At 55.4% G+C, this 20,059-nt stretch carries 14 protein-coding genes; 13 read left to right on the top strand and 1 reads right to left on the bottom strand.

Annotation, left to right across the window (positions count from 1 at the left end; translation table 11 throughout):
- Nucleotides 1–283: 283 nt before the first annotated feature.
- From SB13_RS17925 to SB13_RS17345, 11 genes are all read left to right on the top strand, one after another.
- The gene (locus tag SB13_RS17925; RefSeq protein ID WP_051616468.1) at nucleotides 284–916 is read left to right on the top strand and encodes an anthranilate synthase component II; all 633 of its coding nucleotides are present in this window, start codon (nucleotides 284–286) and stop codon (nucleotides 914–916) included.
- Nucleotides 909–2,909: an aminodeoxychorismate synthase component I gene (gene pabB / locus SB13_RS10455; RefSeq protein ID WP_051616470.1), complete on the top strand. Its 2,001-nt coding sequence runs from the start codon at nucleotides 909–911 to the stop codon at nucleotides 2,907–2,909. The genes SB13_RS17925 and pabB overlap by 8 nt, the downstream gene beginning before the upstream one ends.
- Nucleotides 2,906–4,234 carry a chorismate mutase family protein gene (locus SB13_RS17785; RefSeq protein WP_160168637.1) on the top strand — a complete coding sequence of 443 codons (1,329 nt, stop codon included), beginning with the start codon at nucleotides 2,906–2,908 and terminating at the stop codon, nucleotides 4,232–4,234. The genes pabB and SB13_RS17785 overlap by 4 nt, the downstream gene beginning before the upstream one ends.
- 16 nt (nucleotides 4,235–4,250) lie before the next feature.
- The gene (locus SB13_RS10465; RefSeq protein WP_026740303.1) at nucleotides 4,251–4,841 is read left to right on the top strand and encodes a hypothetical protein; all 591 of its coding nucleotides are present in this window, start codon (nucleotides 4,251–4,253) and stop codon (nucleotides 4,839–4,841) included.
- Nucleotides 4,831–6,015: an MFS transporter gene (locus tag SB13_RS10470; protein WP_051616474.1), complete on the top strand. Its 1,185-nt coding sequence runs from the start codon at nucleotides 4,831–4,833 to the stop codon at nucleotides 6,013–6,015. The genes SB13_RS10465 and SB13_RS10470 overlap by 11 nt, the downstream gene beginning before the upstream one ends.
- Nucleotides 6,016–6,757: 742 nt before the next feature.
- Nucleotides 6,758–7,780 (top strand): NAD-dependent epimerase/dehydratase family protein, encoded by a 1,023-nt coding sequence (locus SB13_RS10475; RefSeq protein WP_026740304.1) that lies wholly within the window; start codon nucleotides 6,758–6,760, stop codon nucleotides 7,778–7,780.
- 14 nt (nucleotides 7,781–7,794) lie between these two features.
- Nucleotides 7,795–8,310 carry a cupin domain-containing protein gene (locus SB13_RS10480; protein ID WP_200872293.1) on the top strand — a complete coding sequence of 172 codons (516 nt, stop codon included), beginning with the start codon at nucleotides 7,795–7,797 and terminating at the stop codon, nucleotides 8,308–8,310.
- The gene (locus SB13_RS10485) at nucleotides 8,307–9,014 is read left to right on the top strand and encodes an SDR family NAD(P)-dependent oxidoreductase (RefSeq protein ID WP_026740306.1); all 708 of its coding nucleotides are present in this window, start codon (nucleotides 8,307–8,309) and stop codon (nucleotides 9,012–9,014) included. Before SB13_RS10480 ends, SB13_RS10485 begins: the two co-directional genes overlap by 4 nt.
- Nucleotides 9,015–9,256: 242 nt before the next feature.
- Entirely contained in the window at nucleotides 9,257–10,678 is a 1,422-nt protein-coding gene (locus tag SB13_RS10490; RefSeq protein ID WP_026740307.1) for a cytochrome ubiquinol oxidase subunit I, read from the top strand.
- Nucleotide 10,679: 1 nt separating this feature from the next.
- Complete coding sequence (gene cydB / locus SB13_RS10495) at nucleotides 10,680–11,687, top strand: cytochrome d ubiquinol oxidase subunit II (protein WP_026740308.1); 1,008 nt, start codon at nucleotides 10,680–10,682, stop codon at nucleotides 11,685–11,687.
- Nucleotides 11,688–11,705: 18 nt separating this feature from the next.
- Nucleotides 11,706–11,858, top strand: a complete 153-nt coding sequence (locus SB13_RS17345) for a DUF2474 domain-containing protein (RefSeq protein WP_072000241.1) — start codon at nucleotides 11,706–11,708, stop codon at nucleotides 11,856–11,858.
- A gap of 201 nt (nucleotides 11,859–12,059) precedes the next feature.
- Here SB13_RS17345 and SB13_RS10500 read toward each other — a convergent pair whose 3' ends face one another.
- Nucleotides 12,060–15,926: a non-ribosomal peptide synthetase gene (locus SB13_RS10500; protein ID WP_026740309.1), complete on the bottom strand. Its 3,867-nt coding sequence runs from the start codon at nucleotides 15,924–15,926 to the stop codon at nucleotides 12,060–12,062.
- A 2,135-nt stretch (nucleotides 15,927–18,061) separates the two neighbouring features.
- Here SB13_RS10500 and SB13_RS10505 point away from each other — a divergent pair.
- Together SB13_RS10505 and SB13_RS10510 are read left to right on the top strand one after the other, a co-directional pair.
- Entirely contained in the window at nucleotides 18,062–19,060 is a 999-nt protein-coding gene (locus SB13_RS10505) for an ABC transporter substrate-binding protein (RefSeq protein ID WP_152545810.1), read from the top strand.
- A gap of 118 nt (nucleotides 19,061–19,178) precedes the next feature.
- A complete protein-coding gene (locus tag SB13_RS10510) occupies nucleotides 19,179–20,054 on the top strand; it encodes an ABC transporter ATP-binding protein (protein ID WP_051619097.1) in 876 nt (291 codons plus the stop codon).
- Nucleotides 20,055–20,059 lie beyond the last annotated feature (5 nt).

A 20,059-nucleotide genomic window follows, 5' to 3' on the forward strand; every position in this document is an offset into this window, starting at 1 on the left:
CTTTTATCTAGTTGTAAATATCATGCGCTATATCTCATAATAATAAAAAATAACAACCACCGTTAACCACCGGGACTAAATATCGAACCACCCTGTTCAGGAAGGCGATATCAGAATGACGAGCGCACCAATAAAAAATAGGAAATATCTTACATTAAATAGTCTGTTCGTGACAAAGACTCATTATTGAAAATAATCACAATCTATTTTTATACAGGCAATATCGATGAAAACTTTTACACGCTGATAATAAGCCGCTCTCTATTTCATGGAGGAATATACGATGCGTCATCAGAAAAGTGTTATTATCATTGATAATTTCGATAGTTTTACATTCAATATCGCGCAAATGGTCGGTGAGGTGAATGGCCGGGAGGCTCTCGTATTACCGAATACCCTTTCCTGGCGCGAAATTCATAAAATTCCCCATGACCGTATCATCCTCTCCCCCGGACCCGGCACCCCGCACCAGCGACGAGACGTCGGCAGCTCAATGGATATTTTGGCGTATGCCGATGTCCCGGTGCTGGGCGTCTGTCTCGGCCACCAATGTCTGACGTTGTATCACGGCGGTCGCGTCATTGCGGCCCCAGAACCGATGCATGGCCGTATTCGCCGCATCCGTCATTACGGCACCCCCTTGTTTCGCGGGATACCCGAAACCTTCGACGTCACACGATACCACTCTCTGGTGGCCGACAGCGCCTTACCCGATGAGCTGGAGCTGATCGCAGAGACGGAGGACGGCATCGTCATGGCGCTGCGGCACCGTACCCAGCCGCATTGGGGCGTTCAATTCCACCCAGAGTCAATCTGCTCGGAGTATGGCCGAGAACTCTTCAACAACTTTCTTTCCGAGGACATCGCCCCGTTTCAGATAAAAACAGGACAACACAAGGACGGTTTACATGTTTAAAGCCCACGACGGCGACCCCGCGATCGCCTCCCCTGAATGTTACGCACTGCTGTGCGAACCGCTGCCGCTGACCGTCGACGCCGAAGACGTTTTCGTGCACGTTTACGGCCACAGCGACTACGCGTTCTGGCTGGACAGCAGCCTGATTGCTCCCCATCTGTCGCGCTGGTCTTTTATGGGGGACGCCTCAGGCCACGATGCCAGCATGACGCTTTTCGATGCCCAGCGGCAGACCGTGCAAGTCATCCGGCCCATAGATAACAGCGAAGAGACGCTGACGCTGTCGATTTTCGATTATCTGGAACATCGCCAAGCCTCGCTCACTCTGGACGAACGGCAAACGCTGCCCGACATCCCCTTTATCGGCGGCCACGTCGGCTATTTCGGCTATGAATTGAAAACGCTGACCTGTAATGTGCCGTCGCCCCCCTCGCCTTATCCCGACGCCGCATTTCTGTTTTGCACCCGCTTTCTGGCGTTTGATCACGTCGAAAAACGGCTCTATGTCGTGGCCATCTATCACCCGCAGGAAGAGGAAGCGGCGCAGGGCTGGGCCGAGGCGATGAAAGCGACGTTGAGCCGCCTGCCGTCCGCCCCTCCCATCGCGGAGGGAACGGCTTCTTCTCCGGTGAACTTTACGTTGCGCCAGGACCGGGATACCTATCTGGCCAACATCGAAGCGTGTTTGGCAAACATCACCGCCGGGGAGACGTATGAGGTCTGTCTGACCAATGACATTTCCGCTCAGGTCCATGTTGACCCGCTCGATCTGTACCGCCGACTGCGTCGCCGCAACCCAGCGCCGTACGCCGCGTATCTTCGCTTTGGCGAACTGGCGGTAGCCTGCTCCTCCCCCGAGCGTTTTCTGCGCATCGAGCGCGACGGCATCGTAGAGACCAAACCGATCAAGGGCACTTCGCCGCGAGACGACGATCCCGCCCGCGATGCCTCCATTGCCGAAGCGCTACGTCTGGACGAGAAGAGCCGGGCCGAAAATCTCATGATTGTCGATCTGATGCGTAACGATCTCGGCCGCGTTTGCGAGCCCGGCAGCGTTAGCGTCCCTAGCCTGATGCATATCGAAAGCTACCGCACCGTTCATCAGTTAGTCAGCGTCATTCAAGGCCGTCTCGGCGCTAACGAAACCGTGCTCAGTTGTATCGCCTCCTGCTTCCCCGGCGGCTCCATGACCGGCGCGCCGAAGATTCGCACGCTGGAAATCATCGACGCGATGGAAGAAGCTCCGCGCGGCATTTATTCCGGCGCCATCGGCTACCTGTCGCTGTCGGGCAGCGTGGATCTCAACATTGTCATTCGCACTATCGTCTGTAGGCCGGACAGCGTCTCGGTCGGCTGCGGAGGCGCTATCGTCGCGCTGTCCGACCCTGTCGCGGAGTTCGACGAAATCCTGTTAAAGGCGCAGGCGCCGCTCGCCGCTATCGCCGAGTCCGTCACCGGTCAGGCGGATGCGCCTTTCACGATTGCAGGCGAATTCAGCGATGCGGCCGGGTCACCCGCCGCTGAGCCGCTGCTGCGTTTGGCCAAACCAGAAGACGCGCAGGCGATGGCGGACGCGGTCTATCAGCTCCTGCGGGAACTGGGCGGACCCGGGCCGCAGTTTTCCCACGACGGCGCCCGCCAGGCCGCCATCCGCATCACCGCCTCCCCGGATTTTGGCTTTGCCTATCTAATCGAAGACCCCGTCAGCCAGGCGATTATCGCGTTGGCGACCGTCTCCCGTGTGCACGCGCTGCGCGCAAGCAGCGAATACGGCATTTTGCAGGAGCTATGGGTCGCACCCGATTACCGCGCGGCGGGTCTGGGGCAACGATTGTTGGACGCGGTGGATCGCGAAGCGCAACTACGTGGATGGCCGATGATAGAAGCCACTTTGCCGATGGACGGCTATCCGGCGCTGGAGAAACTCACTCGATTTTATCAGGCCGCCGGCTACGCCAGCGCCGGGGCTCGCTACAGGAGACGCCAGGGATGACACAAACAACTATGCGGATTTATCAGGTGACAGACACGGCGCCGACGCCCGTCGCGCTACTGGCTACCGGTGACGGCCAATTCGTCCCCTCCAAAGAAGTGTCTGAGCGAACCGCCATCATTGGCCGAGGACTCCTTCGCCAGCCCGGGGTATCCTGCGCCTCGCCGTCTCAGGACGAGGTGAATGCGGCGAAAACAACGTTGGCGGCATTACTGCCGCGACTCCATCACCCTCATTACCTTGATGGACTTCGTCACGTCGAGCCGCCCCGAGATCCGGCTCATGCCCGGGCGCTGGCGCAACGCTATGCCGCGCCGGACATCGTGCAGAATACGCTGCTGGACCCTGACTGTTATCCCCGGGCGGAGGCCTCAGCCGTGGTCAGCCTGCTTGCCGCGCGGGGTCTGACGCAACGTCAGGCCCACTATACGTACGCGCTCTGCCGACCACCGGGCCACCATGCCGGGAAAGACTTTCTGGGCGGCTACTGTTATCTCAACAACGCGGCCCTCGCCGCACGCACGCTGGCCGACGAAGGACTGGGTCCGGTGAGCGTTATCGATATCGATCATCACGTCGGTAATGGGACAAGCGACGTACTGTCGGATCATGCGGATATTCGTTTTTACAGTCTGCATGCGTTGAGCGAAAAGACCTTTCCTTATCGTCACGCCATCGCTCCGGCCCATCCTGCGCATCGCTATATCGGATTCGAGACCCCACCCGAGCCATCCGCCTATCTGGCCGCGCTGGACGACGTGCTCAACGACGCCCTCTCGGCGGGATCGCGCTCGCTGGTCGTCAGCGTCGGCTTCGATATCATCGAGGACGATCCTCACGGAATTTGGGGACTCTCGCCCGAGATCTTCCACGCGATCGGCAAGCGTTTCGCCGCGGCTAACGTGCCGATTTGCTTCGTGCAGGAAGGCGGCTATCACATGAGCGCCCTGTCCGACTGCGCCTTCGCGCTGGTTGAGGGCCTCTGCGGCCCCCACGCCCAGACCGACGCCTCTCATGTACAAAATCCGCAAGGAGGACTGGAGCCTTTCCGAGTTCAGATCAACACGCTGGACGACGCCATAATCAATCTAATCGCCCAGCGTATTGATATCTGTGCACAGGTCGCCGCATACAAACGTACGCACAACATCCCGATGATGCAGCCAAGCCGGGTCGAGGCCGTGAAACAGCGGTGCGCGGAACGCGCGGCGAGTCATGGGCTAGACCCTGAGTTTGCGATCGCACTCTACGAACGCATTATCGACGAGGCCTGCCGGTTGGAAGACAACATCATCAACGATGATCGGACTGCGCAACCGCACTGAGAAGGAGATCTGACGCATGATACGAATTTACACGCTGGGCCCTTCCGGCACCTGCCATGAGAACGCCCTGCGGCACTACCTGCGCTTCCAGAACGTGCCGGAGGCGGAGGCAGAGATCATTCTGGTCGACGATCTCGTGGCCGCAGGCCAACAGGCCGTCGATGATGGCGATGCCTACCTGCTACAGTGCAGCGCCCATCATCAGGTACACATCGTCACCGAGCGCTACCGCGAACGACTTCCGGTTGTGGACACCTTTATTTTCCCTACCCAGCCTCTGGCGTTGCTCAAGCGTCGCGATATCGAACACCCGCGCCATTTGGCATTGCCGGAACCCACGCTGGGCTATATCCATCCCGAAGACTGGGATGAAATTATCCTTGAAACGTCCAAACCGGTCGTGGCGGCGAAACTGCTGGCGGGCGAGTACGATGCAGGACTGGCCTACACCTTCGTCGCCACCGAGAACCCCGATCGCATCGAACTTCTGGAAACCTTCGGCGAGGTCGTCACGACATGGCTGCTGTATGGTCCGCGAGCGCGTTATCGCGGGGAGATCATCGCCATGCCTTATCCCGAGCTGAACGCGCCGCAGCATGTTTCCTGACCCTCATGCGCGTGCTGGCGGCTCGCTGCGCGCTCGGCTGATGCCGCTGGCGTTGACCTTCGGTGCGTTCGCCATCGGTCTGGATACCTTCGTCGCCATCGGCGCGCTGCACGACATCGCAGGCGACCTGGCGATCTCTCCCGCGACCGCGGGCAGACTGGTGTCCGTTTCCGCTCTGTGCTACGCCGCGTTCGCACCGCTGAGCGCCTGGTGGCTGCGCGCGTGGCCGCCTCAATGGGTGTTGCTGCTGTCTCTGGCCTGCTTCATCGCGGGCAATGGGCTAAGCGCCCTGAGTCCGACCTTCAGCGTCTTGATGGTCGGACGCATGGTGTCCGCTTTAGGCGCGGCGACGTTCACGCCGACGGCGACCGCGCTGGCCGCTCAGCGCATGCCTCCGGGTCGAAAAGGCGTCGCGCTGGCGCTGATCTTCGGCGGCATGACGATGTCGCAGGCACTGGGCGTGCCGCTGACGGCCTGGATGTCACACGCCATGAACTGGCGCTGGGCGTTTTATAGCGTCGTGTTCTTCGGCGCGCTGGCGTGGGCCTTGCTATTCACGCTGTTGGCCCCCACCGACGCCCGACCTGCCGACGCGCCGCGCTTCGCGCCGGGATCGCGCCGTTTTCCCGCTGCCGTCTGGGGGCTGTTCGGCGTCACGTTGCTGGTCGTCACGTCGGAGTTTACCGTGTATGCCTACATCAGCGTCCTGCTGGCCAATACCCGTCTTGGCGACATGCCGGTGCTGCCTTGGGTGTTGATGGCCTATGGCATCGGCTCAGTGCTCGGCAATATCGCCACGGGGATATTGACCGATCGCTGGGGGCCGGGGGGAGTGCTTAACTGCGTCATCGCACTGCAAACGGCCGGGCTGGTCGCGCTGGTTCTACTGCGGGACTCGGCTGTCGCAGCGTTCGCCCTCGGCGCGGGCTGGGGCATCGTCAGCTATATGTATCTGGTTCCAATTCAACATCGGCTGCTGGGACTGGCGGGCGCTGCGTCCCAACAGGTGCTGGCGATCAACAGCGCGGTCATCTATATCGGCATCGGCGCCGGTAGCGCGCTGGGCGGTCTCCTCATTGCGCGAGGCGGGTTTTCGATGCTGGCGCTGATCGCGGGGATCATCGGGATCCTGGCGCTGATCCCGGCAACGCGCGTGATGCGCAAGCCTCCCTGAGGACAGCATTCACGCGGGCGGGCATATGCCATCAAATCGCACTCATGCATTCTGGCATTAGATAACCGCCCTTAAGACCGAACAATTCGTGAATATGCTGTGCACGGGGTTATTTCCCCTCGCACCGATGAGGTCTTTTTTCATGCTCAGGTAAAAAGCGATATATTGAACATATAATGGTTCCTATAAAATAGGAAAAAAGAGCAGCACATAATAACCACGGTATAACCAGGACATCAATAAGACATAACCACAACATATCTAGAACCTAACTACAACGTCACGCCAATCTGATGGAATAACAACTCCCATCAACCAAAACCGAATCATCCCACCTTGAACGACAAACTTTATTTTATTCTTCATCGATGAATGACACCTATTTCACATAAGCTTTATTGTTTAGTGAATAACAATACCTTCAATCCCATTCACGTTTTTCTTATTTTCACTTTATCGGTAATTAACCCCATGTTTAGGAGAGGAAATCCGGTAATAACACACCTTTTCAGTACCATCAAAGCCTTGACAGGCAAGGGTTTCGCAGCATTCATTCAGATAATTCTCATACCCACAAAATACGAATCATACATAAGATAAACTTATCGACGTATGAGGGGCAGATTATAAGTCCTTTATTGCATCATGCATTTATCACGCCTTCATTTTTACCCTCCTGAAATGCGGCACATTTCAGGAGATCACTCTTAGCTATCGATAGAGAATAAAATTGAGGTTAAGCATGAATATTTTAATTACAGGAAGTAGCGGAAATCTTGGCGCAGCCTTATCCATTAAATGCAAAGAAAGAGGATTTAATGTTATTGGCTTTGACCGGCGCCAATCGGAAAATACCGATATCATCGGTGACATCACGGATAAATCATTAATTGACCGATGCATGAAAGACGTGGATATCGTATTTCATACTGCGGCACTGCATAAGCCGCATATTGCGACCCACCCCCACAGCGAATTTATCGAAACCAACACATTAGGCACGTACTATTTATTACAAAGCGCCAAAAACCATCACGTTAAATCATTTATTTTCTCCAGCACAACTAGCGTGTACGGCGACACGCTGTCACCGGCAGCCAGTTCGCCCGCCAGCTGGATTGATGAAAGCGAGCAAATCTTGAGCAAAAACATCTACGGAGTGACTAAGCTGGGTGGCGAAGAACTGTGCCGCATTTTCTCACGGAATTACCGGCTCAACTGCGTTGTACTCAGAGTCTCTCGCTTTTTCTATGAGGATGATGATAACCCCGACGTCCGCAACGCCTTTTGCAGCGACAACGCCAAAGTCAATGAATTGCTGTATCGGCGCATAGATATCGAAGATGCGGTGAATGCCCATTTGGCCGCCGCCCTCACCTACCGCCCCGAGGCACACTTCGACACGTTTATCCTGAGCACCACCACGCCTTTTGATAAAGCGCACTGCCTGCGCCTCAATCAGGATGCGGACGCCGTCGTCGGCTCGCTGTTCCCGCATTATCGCGATATCTATGACTCGCTGGGCTGGCGCTTGTTTGATCGTATCGATCGGGTGTACGTCAATCAAAAAGCTGTCCGACTGCTCAACTGGCAGCCCAAATATACGTTCTCGTATGCCCTTGACTGCCTGGCACACGATCGCCCGTTCCGTAGCGCTTTGGCTGAGAACATCGGGTGGCATCCTTACCACGAACAGGNGTTTGAAGACATGCCCTACCCGCTAGATGCGGCGTCGACCGACACACGACAGCTACAGGCGCGCTAACCAGGAGAACAGCCATGTCCGCAATGACCACGAAAATGCTCATTAGAACGCTGTCGCTGAAAAAACATGAAGAAGGCGGCTACTACAACGAGACGTATCGCAGTCAGGATCTGATTAATACCGACCGGGAGCACAACAATGGTCGAAGACACCTGTCGACATGCATCTACTATCTTTTGACCAAAGAGAGCCCCATCGGTTACTTCCATAAAAATCTGTCGCCGATCATGCACTTTTATCACTCGGGAGGACCGCTGACTTATCGGTTCATCCATCCCGACGGCACGACCGAAGAACATATCCTCGGTCCCGATATTGAACAGGGACATCGGCTGCAACTGGTCGCCGACGGCGGCGTATGGAAATCAACAGAACTTTCAGCCGATGCCGAGTTTGGCTTGGTCAGCGAGGTCGTGTTTCCCGGCTGGGAGATCGTTGACTCAGTCATCGCGCGGCAGGACGATTTGCTGACCACCTTCCCTCAACTGCCATCGTGGATACAGCGTTATAGCTACGGAGGTCGTTCATGACTTCCTCCCTCGTGATCACTGGCGCGTCGCGCGGGATTGGAAAAAGGCTGGCGACCCGCTTTATTCAGCAAGGGAAGTACGACGTCATCGCGATAGTACGCGACCGCGAAGCCGGTCAGCGGTTACAGCGCGAATGGGAAAGTCTGTCTCCGACCTGTCGCATCACGCTGCTCGAAGCGGACTTGTCGGATAGCGAAGACGTCGCTTCCCTGTGTCGAAGACTGGAAAACGAGCCCAATATTGACGTGTTTATCAATAACGCAGGAATATTCCACGGCGGTACCGAGGCGATTATGCCTTTACAGTTGGCAGAACTGACCGCCGTCAATTTTCTTGCGCCGGTTCAGCTTATCCAGGCCGTGCTGCCTGCCATGAAAAGAAAGCGGATGGGTTACATCTTTAATATTGTCAGCAACGCGGCGCGAAGAGTATTGCCCGGCATTGGCGCTTACAGCGCATCTAAACATGCGCTGCTCGGGTTTTCCGAATCACTGATGCTGGATCTGCTGTCGCATAACATCAAGCTATCCAATATCAATCCCGCCTTTGTTGATACCGACATGACGCGCGATTTTCCAGGCGTCATGGCGGAAGATAAAATCCAGACTGACGATGTGGTGAACTGTGTCCAGTTCCTGCTCTCTCTCTCGCCTGGCGCCATTGTGCCCAATGTGGATCTGGAGTGTTGTCGCTTTCTTCGCTAGTTTTTTACCCCGTGACGGTCAGGGCGGTGTTTCTCTCTCCTGACCGTCAACGTCCTTCCCTGTTTACCGCGCACTGAACACCTGAGCGAAGCGTGTATTTGGACGCTGACCTCTCGGGATAGGCAAATCCGACCTAAGATTAGGCTATCTCTCTCTTTTGCCCTTCGAATTGTGTGGATATCGTTCACCGAGCCGCAGGCGAAAGGGGGAAACGGAGATGTTCATTCAGTAAGAGGCGAGACATGTTTGGATTAGATGCATTTCATCTTGCAAGGATACAGTTCGCGTTCACGGTATCTTTTCATATTATTTTCCCTGCCATCACTATCGGCTTAGCCAGCTTTCTGGCCGTGCTGGAAGCGCTATGGCTCAAAACCCGCAACGAGGACTATCGCGATCTTTACCATTTCTGGTCGAAAGTCTTCGCCGTCAATTTTGGTATGGGCGTCGTCTCTGGGCTGGTCATGGCCTATCAGTTCGGCACCAACTGGAGCGGTTTTTCCGAGTATGCGGGCAGTATTACCGGCCCGCTGCTGACCTATGAGGTGCTGACCGCCTTTTTCCTGGAGGCCGGTTTCCTTGGCGTAATGCTGTTCGGCTGGAACCGCGTCGGGCCGGGGCTGCACTTTTTCGCCACCTGCATGGTGGCGCTGGGCACGTTAATGTCCACGTTCTGGATACTGGCGTCGAACAGTTGGATGCATACGCCGCAGGGTTACCAGATCATCAACAGCGTCGTCGTGCCGGTCGACTGGTTTGCCGTCATCTTTAACCCTTCCTTCCCCTACCGGCTGCTGCATATGACCACGGCGGCTTTCCTCTCCACCGCATTTTTCGTCGGCGCCTCGGCCGCGTGGCATTTATTGCGTGGCAACGATACCCCGGCTATCCGCACCATGCTGTCGATGTCGCTGTGGATGGCGCTGATTGTCGCGCCTATTCAGGCAATGCTGGGCGATATGCACGGTCTCAACACGCTGGAATATCAGCCGGCCAAGATCGCCGCTATCGAAGGTCACTGGGAAAATCGGGCGGGCGAAGCCACGCCGCTGATCCTGTTCGGCCTGCCGGATATGAACGAAGAGCGTACGAAATATACGCTGGAGATCCCTTATCTGGGCAGCCTGATCCTGACGCACAGTCTGGACAAACAGGTGCCAGCGTTAAAGAGTTTTCCCAAAGCCGACCGCCCCAATTCCACGGTGGTTTTCTGGTCGTTTCGGATCATGGTCGCGCTGGGCCTGCTGATGATTCTGATGGGGCTGATCAGCCTGTGGCTACGCGTCAAACGCCGCCTGTATCAGTCGCGTCCTTTCCTTTGGTTTACGTTACTGATGGGGCCTTCCGGGCTGCTCGCCATTCTTGCCGGCTGGTTCACCACGGAGATCGGCCGTCAGCCTTGGGTGGTCTACGGTCTCCAGCGCACCTCAGCGGCGGTTTCCGCACACGGCGATCTGCAAATGAGTCTCAGCCTGCTCGCCTTTATCGCAGTCTATTGCTCGGTCTTCGGCATCGGTTACATCTACATGATGCACCTGATCAAAAAAGGGCCGCGGCCCGGTGAAGGCACCCATACGCCGGAAGGTGGACCGGGCAAACCGCAAACGCCGTCAAGACCGTTGTCGGCGAGCCGTGAACCGTTAACGACCGAAGAGGGGAAATAACGTGACTATCGATCTTCCATTTATCTGGTTCGCCATTATCGTGTTCGCCACCCTGATGTACATCGTGATGGATGGCTTCGATCTCGGCATCGGCATCCTGTTTCCCTTCAATCAGGATGCCGGGGAGCGCGACATGATGGTCAACACGGTCGCCCCGGTGTGGGACGGCAACGAAACCTGGCTGGTGCTGGGCGGCGCGGCGCTATTCGGCGCATTCCCGCTGGCATACGCCGTGATTATCGATGCGCTCGCCATCCCGTTGACGGCTATGCTGATCGGGCTCATCTTTCGCGGCGTCGCCTTTGAATTTCGCTTTAAGGCGACCCCCGCGCATCGCCCTTTCTGGGATAAATCATTTATCGCCGGTTCCCTGCTCGCGACCTTCAGTCAAGGGGTGGTCGTCGGCGCGTTTCTCAACGGATTCGCCGTCACGGAACGCACCTACACCGGTCCGGCGTTGGGCTGGCTGTCGCCATTTTCGCTGTTCTGCGGCGTCGGTCTGGTCGTGGCCTATGCGCTGCTGGGCTGCACATGGCTGATTATGAAAACCGAGCATGAACTGCATCGCAAAATGTCCGCGCTGGCGACCCCGCTGGTGGCCGCGCTGCTGGTCATTCTCGCCATCATCAGCCTGTGGACGCCGCTTGAGCATCGCGCTATCGCCGACCGTTGGTTCGTGATGCCGAACCTGCTCTATTTTGCGCCGGTGCCTCTGCTGGTATTGGCCTGTTCATGGGGAATTGTCCGCGCGGTGAAAGGGCATGCGCACTACGCACCGTTTCTGCTGACGTTGGGGCTGGTCTTTCTGGGCTTTAGCGGACTCGGCATCAGTATCTGGCCGCACCTCATTCCTCCGGCCATTACCCTGTGGGATGCCGCCGCTCCCCCGCAGAGCCAGCGTTTTATGCTGGTCGGAGCACTGGTCATCATCCCGATCATTTTGATCTATACCTTTTGGAGCTATTACGTCTTCCGGGGAAAAATCAAACCGGATGCGGGTTATCACTAACAGAATTGCGGAGGCAATATGGCTGAAATCAACACCGCTCCCCCCCGTGCGCCGTTGTGGCAGCGGCTGCTGTGGATGGTGCTTATCTGGTCGGGAAGTATTCTGGCGCTGGGCGTGGTCTCGCTGCTGTTTCGCATGATGATGACTGCGGCAGGAATGAAGAGCCACTAATGAGAAAAGCCTCAGGCTCCGGCGGAAATCGTCGGAGCCTGAGGCTTTATGACGGTACGATGACCGAATTTATTGATTGACGGAGAGGAGAGCCAGTCCGTCGTCTTGTGTGTCTTTCCCTGGCGAACGATGAAAAATCGCGCCGCTCAGGTCGCCCTGATCTGAACGACGATAATCAAAGTGATGCTTTACCTAAGAGGCTCAGGCGGTACAGTTCTGACGTTTCAACAGCTCGTCGGCGAACTGACGCCCAAACTGTTGCAGATACTGGCGTTGCAGCAGGCACTCATGCGTGGCATCCACATCATATTGAATCAGTTTTCCCGTGACGTAGGGGCGCCAAAGCTCCGGCTGTTGTTCCTGCGATCTCAGAATATCGGTCGAGGCGCGGATAAAGAGCAGGTCGCCGTGGAAGGGCTGATATCGACATTTCTCCAGCAGATCCAGCATCAGCGTGGCGTCGCCGACGAGACGCGTCAGGAACGTTTCACGAATGCTGCGATCCCCGAGCGCCTCCTCCATCGCACTCTTCAGCCCTTTCATTCCTCCGCGCGCCGCGCCGGAAATCGCCCGGGTCATCCGCGTGATGATGGTCTCGTCATCCAGTCGCAGCGACGCCCTGCCGTGTTGCAGCGGGTAGCTGTCGAACATGGTCAGGAAGCTGACTTCCTCGCCCGCCGCTTGCAGCAGATTGGCGGCGCGCAGTGCGACGTTGCCGCCAACCGACCACCCGGCCAGCTGATAAGGGCCGTGCGCCTGGATCGTCCGGATCCGTCGCAGATAGTCCACCGCCATTTCATCAATGGAATGAATGACGCGCGTCGGATCCTGAAGGATGGGCGACTGCAATGCGTAGACCGGCTGGTCGTCCGGCAGATAAGGCAGCAGCCCGGCGAAGGCCCAACCGATCCCGCCGCCGGGATGGAAGCAAAACAGCGGTGGACGATCGCCCGTCGTACGCAACGGCAGAATAGGATCAAACGGGTCGGCGGCACAGCCAGCGATTCTGAGTCGTTGCGCCAGCTGTCGCGGCGTCGGCGAGGAGAGAAAATCGGTGATGCCCAACTGCACGCCGAACTCGTCGCGGATCAGGTTGATAAGCTGTAGCCCCAGCAGCGAATGGCCTCCGAGCGTAAAGAAGTTCTGGTTGGCGTAGACTTTGTCGCACTCAAGGATGGTGGCGAACAGCCGGCACAGCGACTCCTCTTCCGGTGTGCGCGGCGGCGACAGTTCAACCTTGTCCAGCATGATAGGCTCGGGAAGCTCCCGGACAGCCAGCTTGCCGTTGGGCGTCAACGGAAAAGACTCGACCACCATAATCACGCTGGGGACCATATACTGGGGCAGCTGACGACCGACAGCCAGCTTCAGGGTTTCGCTGTCCAGTTCCAGCTGGCTGTTGGCGACGTAAGCCACGATCGCCGGGCCGTAGGCCAGCTCTTTCAGCATCGCCACCGCATCTTCCACCCCTTGGCAGCTTAGCAACGCGTTTTTGATTTCATCCAGCTCGATGCGCAGACCGCGCAGCTTGACCTGATTATCTTTACGGCCCTGATAGTGAATGAGTCCCTGATGATCGAAGAACACACGGTCACCCGCCCGGTACATTCTGCGTTCGGGGTCCAGCAGATCGGGGACAAAACCTTCGGCCGTCAGATCCGGCCGGTTGCGATAACCTCTGGCGACCCCCGGCCCCGCGATATACAGCTCCCCCCAGGCGCCCGGCGGCAACAGGCGCTGATTCCGGTCTACGACATAGAGACGCGTGTTGGCCGTGGGGTCGCCAATCGAGAGATCGGCGGCGCCGTAATGGGCGTTAATCGAGGTGGCGAACGAGGTTTCCGTCGGGCCGTAGACGTTAAGCAAACGGCAGTGGGAGAAGCGCGCCAACAGCGCCAACGTACAGGATTCTCCCCCTAGCAGCAGCGTCATACCCTGTGGGAAATCCTCCGTCTGGTGGTAAGCCAGTAGACTGGGGGTCATGACCAGCGCATGGATGTTCTTGCTTTTGATCAGCGACGCCAACGCCCGGCCCGGCGTGGCGGAAACCTTGTCCGCAATCACCAACGTTGCGCCGGAAAGCAGCGTCATGAAGATTTCCAATACCGACATATCGAAGCCCGCCGCGATAAATTGCAGTACTCGAACGCCAGGCTGTAATTTCGCCGCCGCCATCGCCGAACCGGCGATCGACACCAGATTACGGTGGGTGACTTCCACCCCTTTCGGTTTGCCGGTCGAGCCGGAGGTATAGATCAGGTAGGCCAGCGTGGACTGATCGAAACGATCCAGAGGATGCGTCGCTGGCGGCAGTGCGGCCAGACTCTCCGCCGTCAGATGCAGCACGATGGACGGGTCGACGTCGGCGTTCAGCGGACTGTCCGATACCACTATCACGGCGGCAGGCTTCGCATCGTCAAGAATGTAGCTGATACGGCCCTCCGGTAACTCGGGCACGATAGGAATGTAGCAGGCTCCCAGTTTGAACAGTGCGGCCATCGTCACCACCCACTCGACGCTGCGCGCGACAACCACCGCTACATCGTCGCCGGGGCGGATGCCCCGTTCCCGCAGATGCGCGGCCAGGCGGTTGGAAGCCTCATCCAGCTCGGCGTAGCTGACCTGACGTTTATCTTGTACCAGCGCAATCTCATTGGCATAAGACCGTACGGAATCGGCAAACGTTTCGGGGAACAACGGCAGCGCATCCGGACGGGGCGGCAGCGGGTAAACACGTTCACGCTCGCCGGGCAATAGCAGGTCGAAATCCGCCACCCGCGACGCCGGCGCGTCCACAAACTGCTCCAGCAGAGAAATCAGCCGCTGGTAATACAACGCCAAACCGTCCATCGGATACAAATCCGCGTTGGCGTCGAACCCGAAGTCCAGGTGACCGTCGCTATTACGGTCGAAAATATTGAAACTCAGATGCTCTACCGGCCCGCAGGCCACGTTATCCACTGACATCTCACAGCCGTCGAAGTGGGCGCTCTGGTCGTAGGCAATCACATTGATCAACGTGTTAAACAGGGGTTTGTGCCCGCGCTCGGCGTAAAGATCGCGGATCATCGATTCTGAACGGTAGCCCTGATGTAACAAATGGTGGCGCAGTTGACGCTGAATAGCCGCCGCGACGGAAATTATCGTGGAGTCGGCAGAGAAAGAGATGTGTAACGGCAGAATGTTGGCCACCATCGACAGGATGTTGCGCAGCGCTTTCGCTTTACGGGCGGCGACGGGCATGCCCACAACCAGTTCGTCCTGCCCCGTCATTTTATGCAGGTAGGCGGCGCACACCGCGATGAGGATGCTTGATAAACGTAACTCCGGATAGTTGACCGAGACGAGGGTTCTCAGGCGGTCCAAATTTTCCCCGGTGTAACGCTTCCGCAGGCGGTTGAGCGTAGTCAGCGGCACATTGCCCGGCACCAGCTGCGTGACTTCCGGCAAAGCCAGACAATAATCACGCCAGTAGGCCTGATCCTTTATATAAGAAGAACTCTTACGGTACACCTGTTCCACTTCATGCACCCGTTTTAACGGCTCCAGCATCAGTGGCGCGGGGGTTTCATTGCGCAGTAGCTGTCCGTAATGTTCCGCCAGCAGTCGGAACAATATCCCATGACTGTAACCGTCAAGGATCAAGTGCGTTCCCATCTCTATCAGGCGATGCTGGTCGTCGGCTATTTTGACCAGGCAGTAGCGGATCAGCGGCGCATGAGCCAGGTCCATATCTCGACCCAGGAGATTATCGAGTAGCAATTGATAGGCCGGTTCAGGGTCGCGTTCGGCGGAAAGATCAACATATTGCACGTAAGCGTGTGTCTGGCAAGGCACGACATATTGCACGTATTGCCCAGACGCGGGGTTTATTTCGAATTGAGTGTGCGTGGTATCGACTTCGCGGCACACGGTATTAATAGCTTGAATGAGCAAATCACGATTAAGCTGCCCTTTAAACTCAAGCACGTCACATAAATGATAATTCAGATTATGTTCAGCTTTTGCGATAGCGAAACAAACTTCCTGTTGGGCAGCGCTCAGTGGACAGGGTTCCTTTTCAGGCATAAAACATTCCTCTTTATAATTACCACGCAGATTCCACTCGTTAATTTCTACGACTGAGAGTTTTTAACGAGTATCGATTTTCGCCACTGACGTAGCTTAATAACCATAGAGTTATCGGCCCGGTGCAATAATTTCACGAGGAAATCTAATAAGTAATAATACCCAGAGGGTAAGAATTAATGGTCTGTCATTTTGTTTTTCTATGATAGATATAAAAAAGTTAATTAAGCAAGAGCAAATAAAACGTCTGAGCAAAGTATCATCAGTATTTATTTTTTGGCTATTTCAAATAAATATCCATATTGAATTTCCGCGAATTAAAAAGATAGTTTTATTATGAAAACACCCACACCCCAATATTACCGCCGTCTCATTAGTACCCCGATCAGCGAGAATTTCACCAAACAACAATCAGAAACAAGATTAACAAAATCAATAACTTAAAAACAATAAATTGACACGACTCTAAAATAATCACTTCGACCTTTCTCGATAAAAAATAAGAAAAACGGACATTTCAAAACTCTTCTCCATTTTTATTCTGTTGATAACAGCCGTTGCTTATCTTGAATAGTCATCTGGGAGAGTGTGTCACTATTTATATCGAGTTACATTTGTGATTTAAATAACGGGCCGAAACAATCCCGCTTAATGAAAATAACTTTACGGCAAAAAGTCGATTTTCGAGGATAACCCTGCCGCACCGTGCCCTCAGCCTTTCCGCCTGAGCATCACGCGTCTCCTGCAGCGTCTGCCACGTCACCCTTCAGCGCACTCGCGGAAAGGCTTAACCGCCGCTTACGCCAGTATTGGCGGGGTTCTCCGCCATGCTCGGATGCGACACCCCTTCAGCGCTCACTTCCCCGCTCATGCTGTTTTGATGGCTTAGACCGTCGGTTTTTGACGAAGGGCGCTGTTTTCAGCGACATGCCCTTCTTTCTAATGAGAAAATATCAGCCCACGGTATTCTGTTTTGGAATAGTGCCTTTTTTTCGTCAGGTTTAACTTAATTACCGATAAATCCCTTTCGTTGAGTTTTTATTTAGGAATGTTAATTTCGACATTCATCCACTGTGTTTACTTAGCGTTATTATTTCATCGAGATATCTGAGCAAGATAAATTCATGGCCTTATTTGGCCTATTGTCATTTGAGGGCAATGTAAATAGTCCCGGAACGTGGACTGATTAAAAGGCGGCTTTTATTCTTTTTCGAAAATGATTCGTGCGCATATAGCTAAGTCACGTTAATGAAGGAGGCTCTTACCGCCCACACGGTTCACCAGCAGAGAAATAGGAAAAAATTTACGTCTGTCCGATGATTACCTCTGGGTAAAGACGAAATCAGGTCAGACGCTAACGCGATCTTAAAACGTGTATGCCCGAAAGAGAGAAGTGTTTATAGATAGTCCTGAATGGCCCCAGCGTGGGTCATCACCCCACACATTACAAAATGGCCCTATTTTTAAAGAAGAGCCACGCTTGAGTCTTTTTGCGATCGCCGTGCGGATTTTTTACCCTAATAAACTTAAGGCATTAGCTAATGATGAAATATAGATAATCAAAAACAAAATAAGCAAATAGTTCGGTACTGTACTTATCGGGATATTCTCGTTCCCTCACTTATTTTCAGCTCACCGGTGAACGACATGGGTTACAACAATAAAAAACATAACAATCAATGAGTTACCTTTAATCTTTTATTTAAGTCAGCGGAAAAACAGAATTATCCAATGATTAAGGAAAGGGTATTACCCACATTATCGGCTGGCGCTGACGCCGTTTATTCGTGAAATAACCATTGCCTCTAGCTTATTACAAAACGCGATTTAGCGAGGAGGAAAGGGTCACTTATGCTTCGCCTTATACCCTGATAAAGGCGGGGTATATTAAACTAAAGTAATAAAAAACATTTATTTAAAATCCTCAGGCCGGTCAGATTCACAGACTGAATAAAATGACGGTCATTGGCATGACGACAACTCAATAATGACTTATCGCCATCGCTATTTTACACAGCCTGTGCCGTTGAAAACGGAGAGATCTGGCCGAAGGGCATAAACACTTTTAATGGAAATAAAGTATGAAACACCAGAAGAGTCCCCCTCGTTCCACCAGGCGGTTTTCCCGCATTGTCATGAGTTTGACAACCACTGCCGCGCTGTTGACGTCAGCGCTCACCTTCCCCATGCAGGCTCAGGCGGAAGGCCAGCTGCGCATCGCACAGCAATTCGGCATCGTCTACCTGCTGCTCAACGTGGCGCAGGACAAGCAGCTGATTGAGAAACATGCCAAGGCCGAAGGACTGGACGTCAAAGTAGATTACTTGCAGCTCTCGGGCGGCGCGGCGGTGAATGATGCGTTGCTGTCAGGATCCGTGGATATCGCCGGCGCGGGCATCGCCCCACTGTTTACCCTGTGGGATCGCACCAAAAATCGTCAGAATGTGAAGGCTGTGCTCGCCACCGGCAGCTTCCCCTACTATCTCATCAGCACTAACCCCAACGTCAAAACGATCGCCGACTTCACCGATAAAGATCGCATCGCCGTCCCGGCCGTTGGCGTCTCGTTGCAATCACGCTTCCTGCAGGCGGCTTCGGCCGAACGTTGGGGCGATAAAGCGTTTAACCGTCTGGATAAGCTGCAAGTCGCGGTGCCGCATCCGGACGCCACTGCCGCCATTATCAGCGGCGGCACGGAAATTTCCGCTCACTTCGCCAACGCCCCTTTCCAAGAGCAGGAGCTGGCAGGCAATCCCAAGGCGCATATCGTTCTGAACTCCTATGACGTTCAGGGCGGCCCGACATCGCCGGTGGTGCTTTACACCACAGAAAAATTCCGCCAAGAGAACCCTCGCACCTACAAAATCTTCGTCGATGCGCTGGCCGAAGCGGCAGACTTCACCACCAAAAATCCAGAAGCGGCGGCAGACGCCTTCATTCGCATCACCAAGTCAAAAATCGACCGCAAGCTGTTGCTGAGCATTCTCAAAAGTCCTGAATCCAAATTCAGTATTACGCCGCAAAACACGCTGTCTTTGGGCCAGTTCATGTACCGCGTTGGCGCGCTGAAAAACAATCCTGAGTCGGTTAAGGATTACTTCTTCGACGATCCACACGTCGATTCGGGAAGCTAAATGCCGCCGGCGCGGAGATCTCCGGCCTACCGACCTTGGGGGTTGGCGGGCATTCACGCGCCGACGGGGCGTTATCGTCGTCCTCACTGGCGGTGGACAACAACGAGAGGAAACCAAGATGTCTAAACATTTATCGCAGGATCGTGACGCCACGATCCGGCCCGACGTCCCACTGCTACAGGTGGAGAACGTCGGCCTGGAATACGCCACTCGCGAACGCCGGGTGCGCGCCACCCATGACGTGAGCTTCGATATTTTCCCGGCTGAACGCTTCATCCTGCTCGGCCCTTCCGGCTGCGGTAAATCCAGCCTATTGAAAGCCGTCGGCGGATTTCTTCCGCCGGTCGATGGCCGCATCCTGCTGGAAGGAAAGGCCATCTCGCAGCCGGGGCCGGAACGGATGATGGTCTTTCAGGAGTTCGACCAACTGCCGCCGTGGAAAACCGTGTTGGAAAATACGCAGTTCCCACTCCTCGTGACCGGCAAGCTGTCCGCCGCCGAAGCGCGAGATCAGGCGATGTATTATCTGGAAAAAGTAGGGCTGGCCGACTTCGCCAACGCCTGGCCGCATACGCTGTCCGGGGGGATGAAGCAGCGGGTCGCCATTGCGCGCGCATTGGCGATGAAACCGAAGGTGCTCTTGATGGACGAACCGTTTGCCGCGCTGGATGCGCTGACACGCCGCAAAATGCAGCAGGAGCTGCTGGAACTCTGGGAGGAGGTGCGCTTCACGCTGCTGTTCGTCACCCACTCGATTGAAGAAGCGCTGGTCGTCGGTAACCGCATTCTGCTGCTGTCGCCCCATCCAGGACGCGTGCGCGCCGAGCTCAATTGTCATCAGTTCTCTCACCACGATGAAGGCGGCACAGAGTTTCAGGCGGCGGCGCGGCGCATCCACGATCTGCTGTTTCCGACGGGCCATTCCGTGGCCCCGGCGCCAACCTCGTCGACGCCCTCGCCCATTCGCGCGCTGGCTGGACAACACTCGCGCTGAGTTTT

The sequence above is a fragment of the Lonsdalea quercina subsp. quercina genome, assembly GCF_000688695.1.
GTDB classification, from domain to species: Bacteria; Pseudomonadota; Gammaproteobacteria; order Enterobacterales; family Enterobacteriaceae; genus Lonsdalea; species Lonsdalea quercina_D.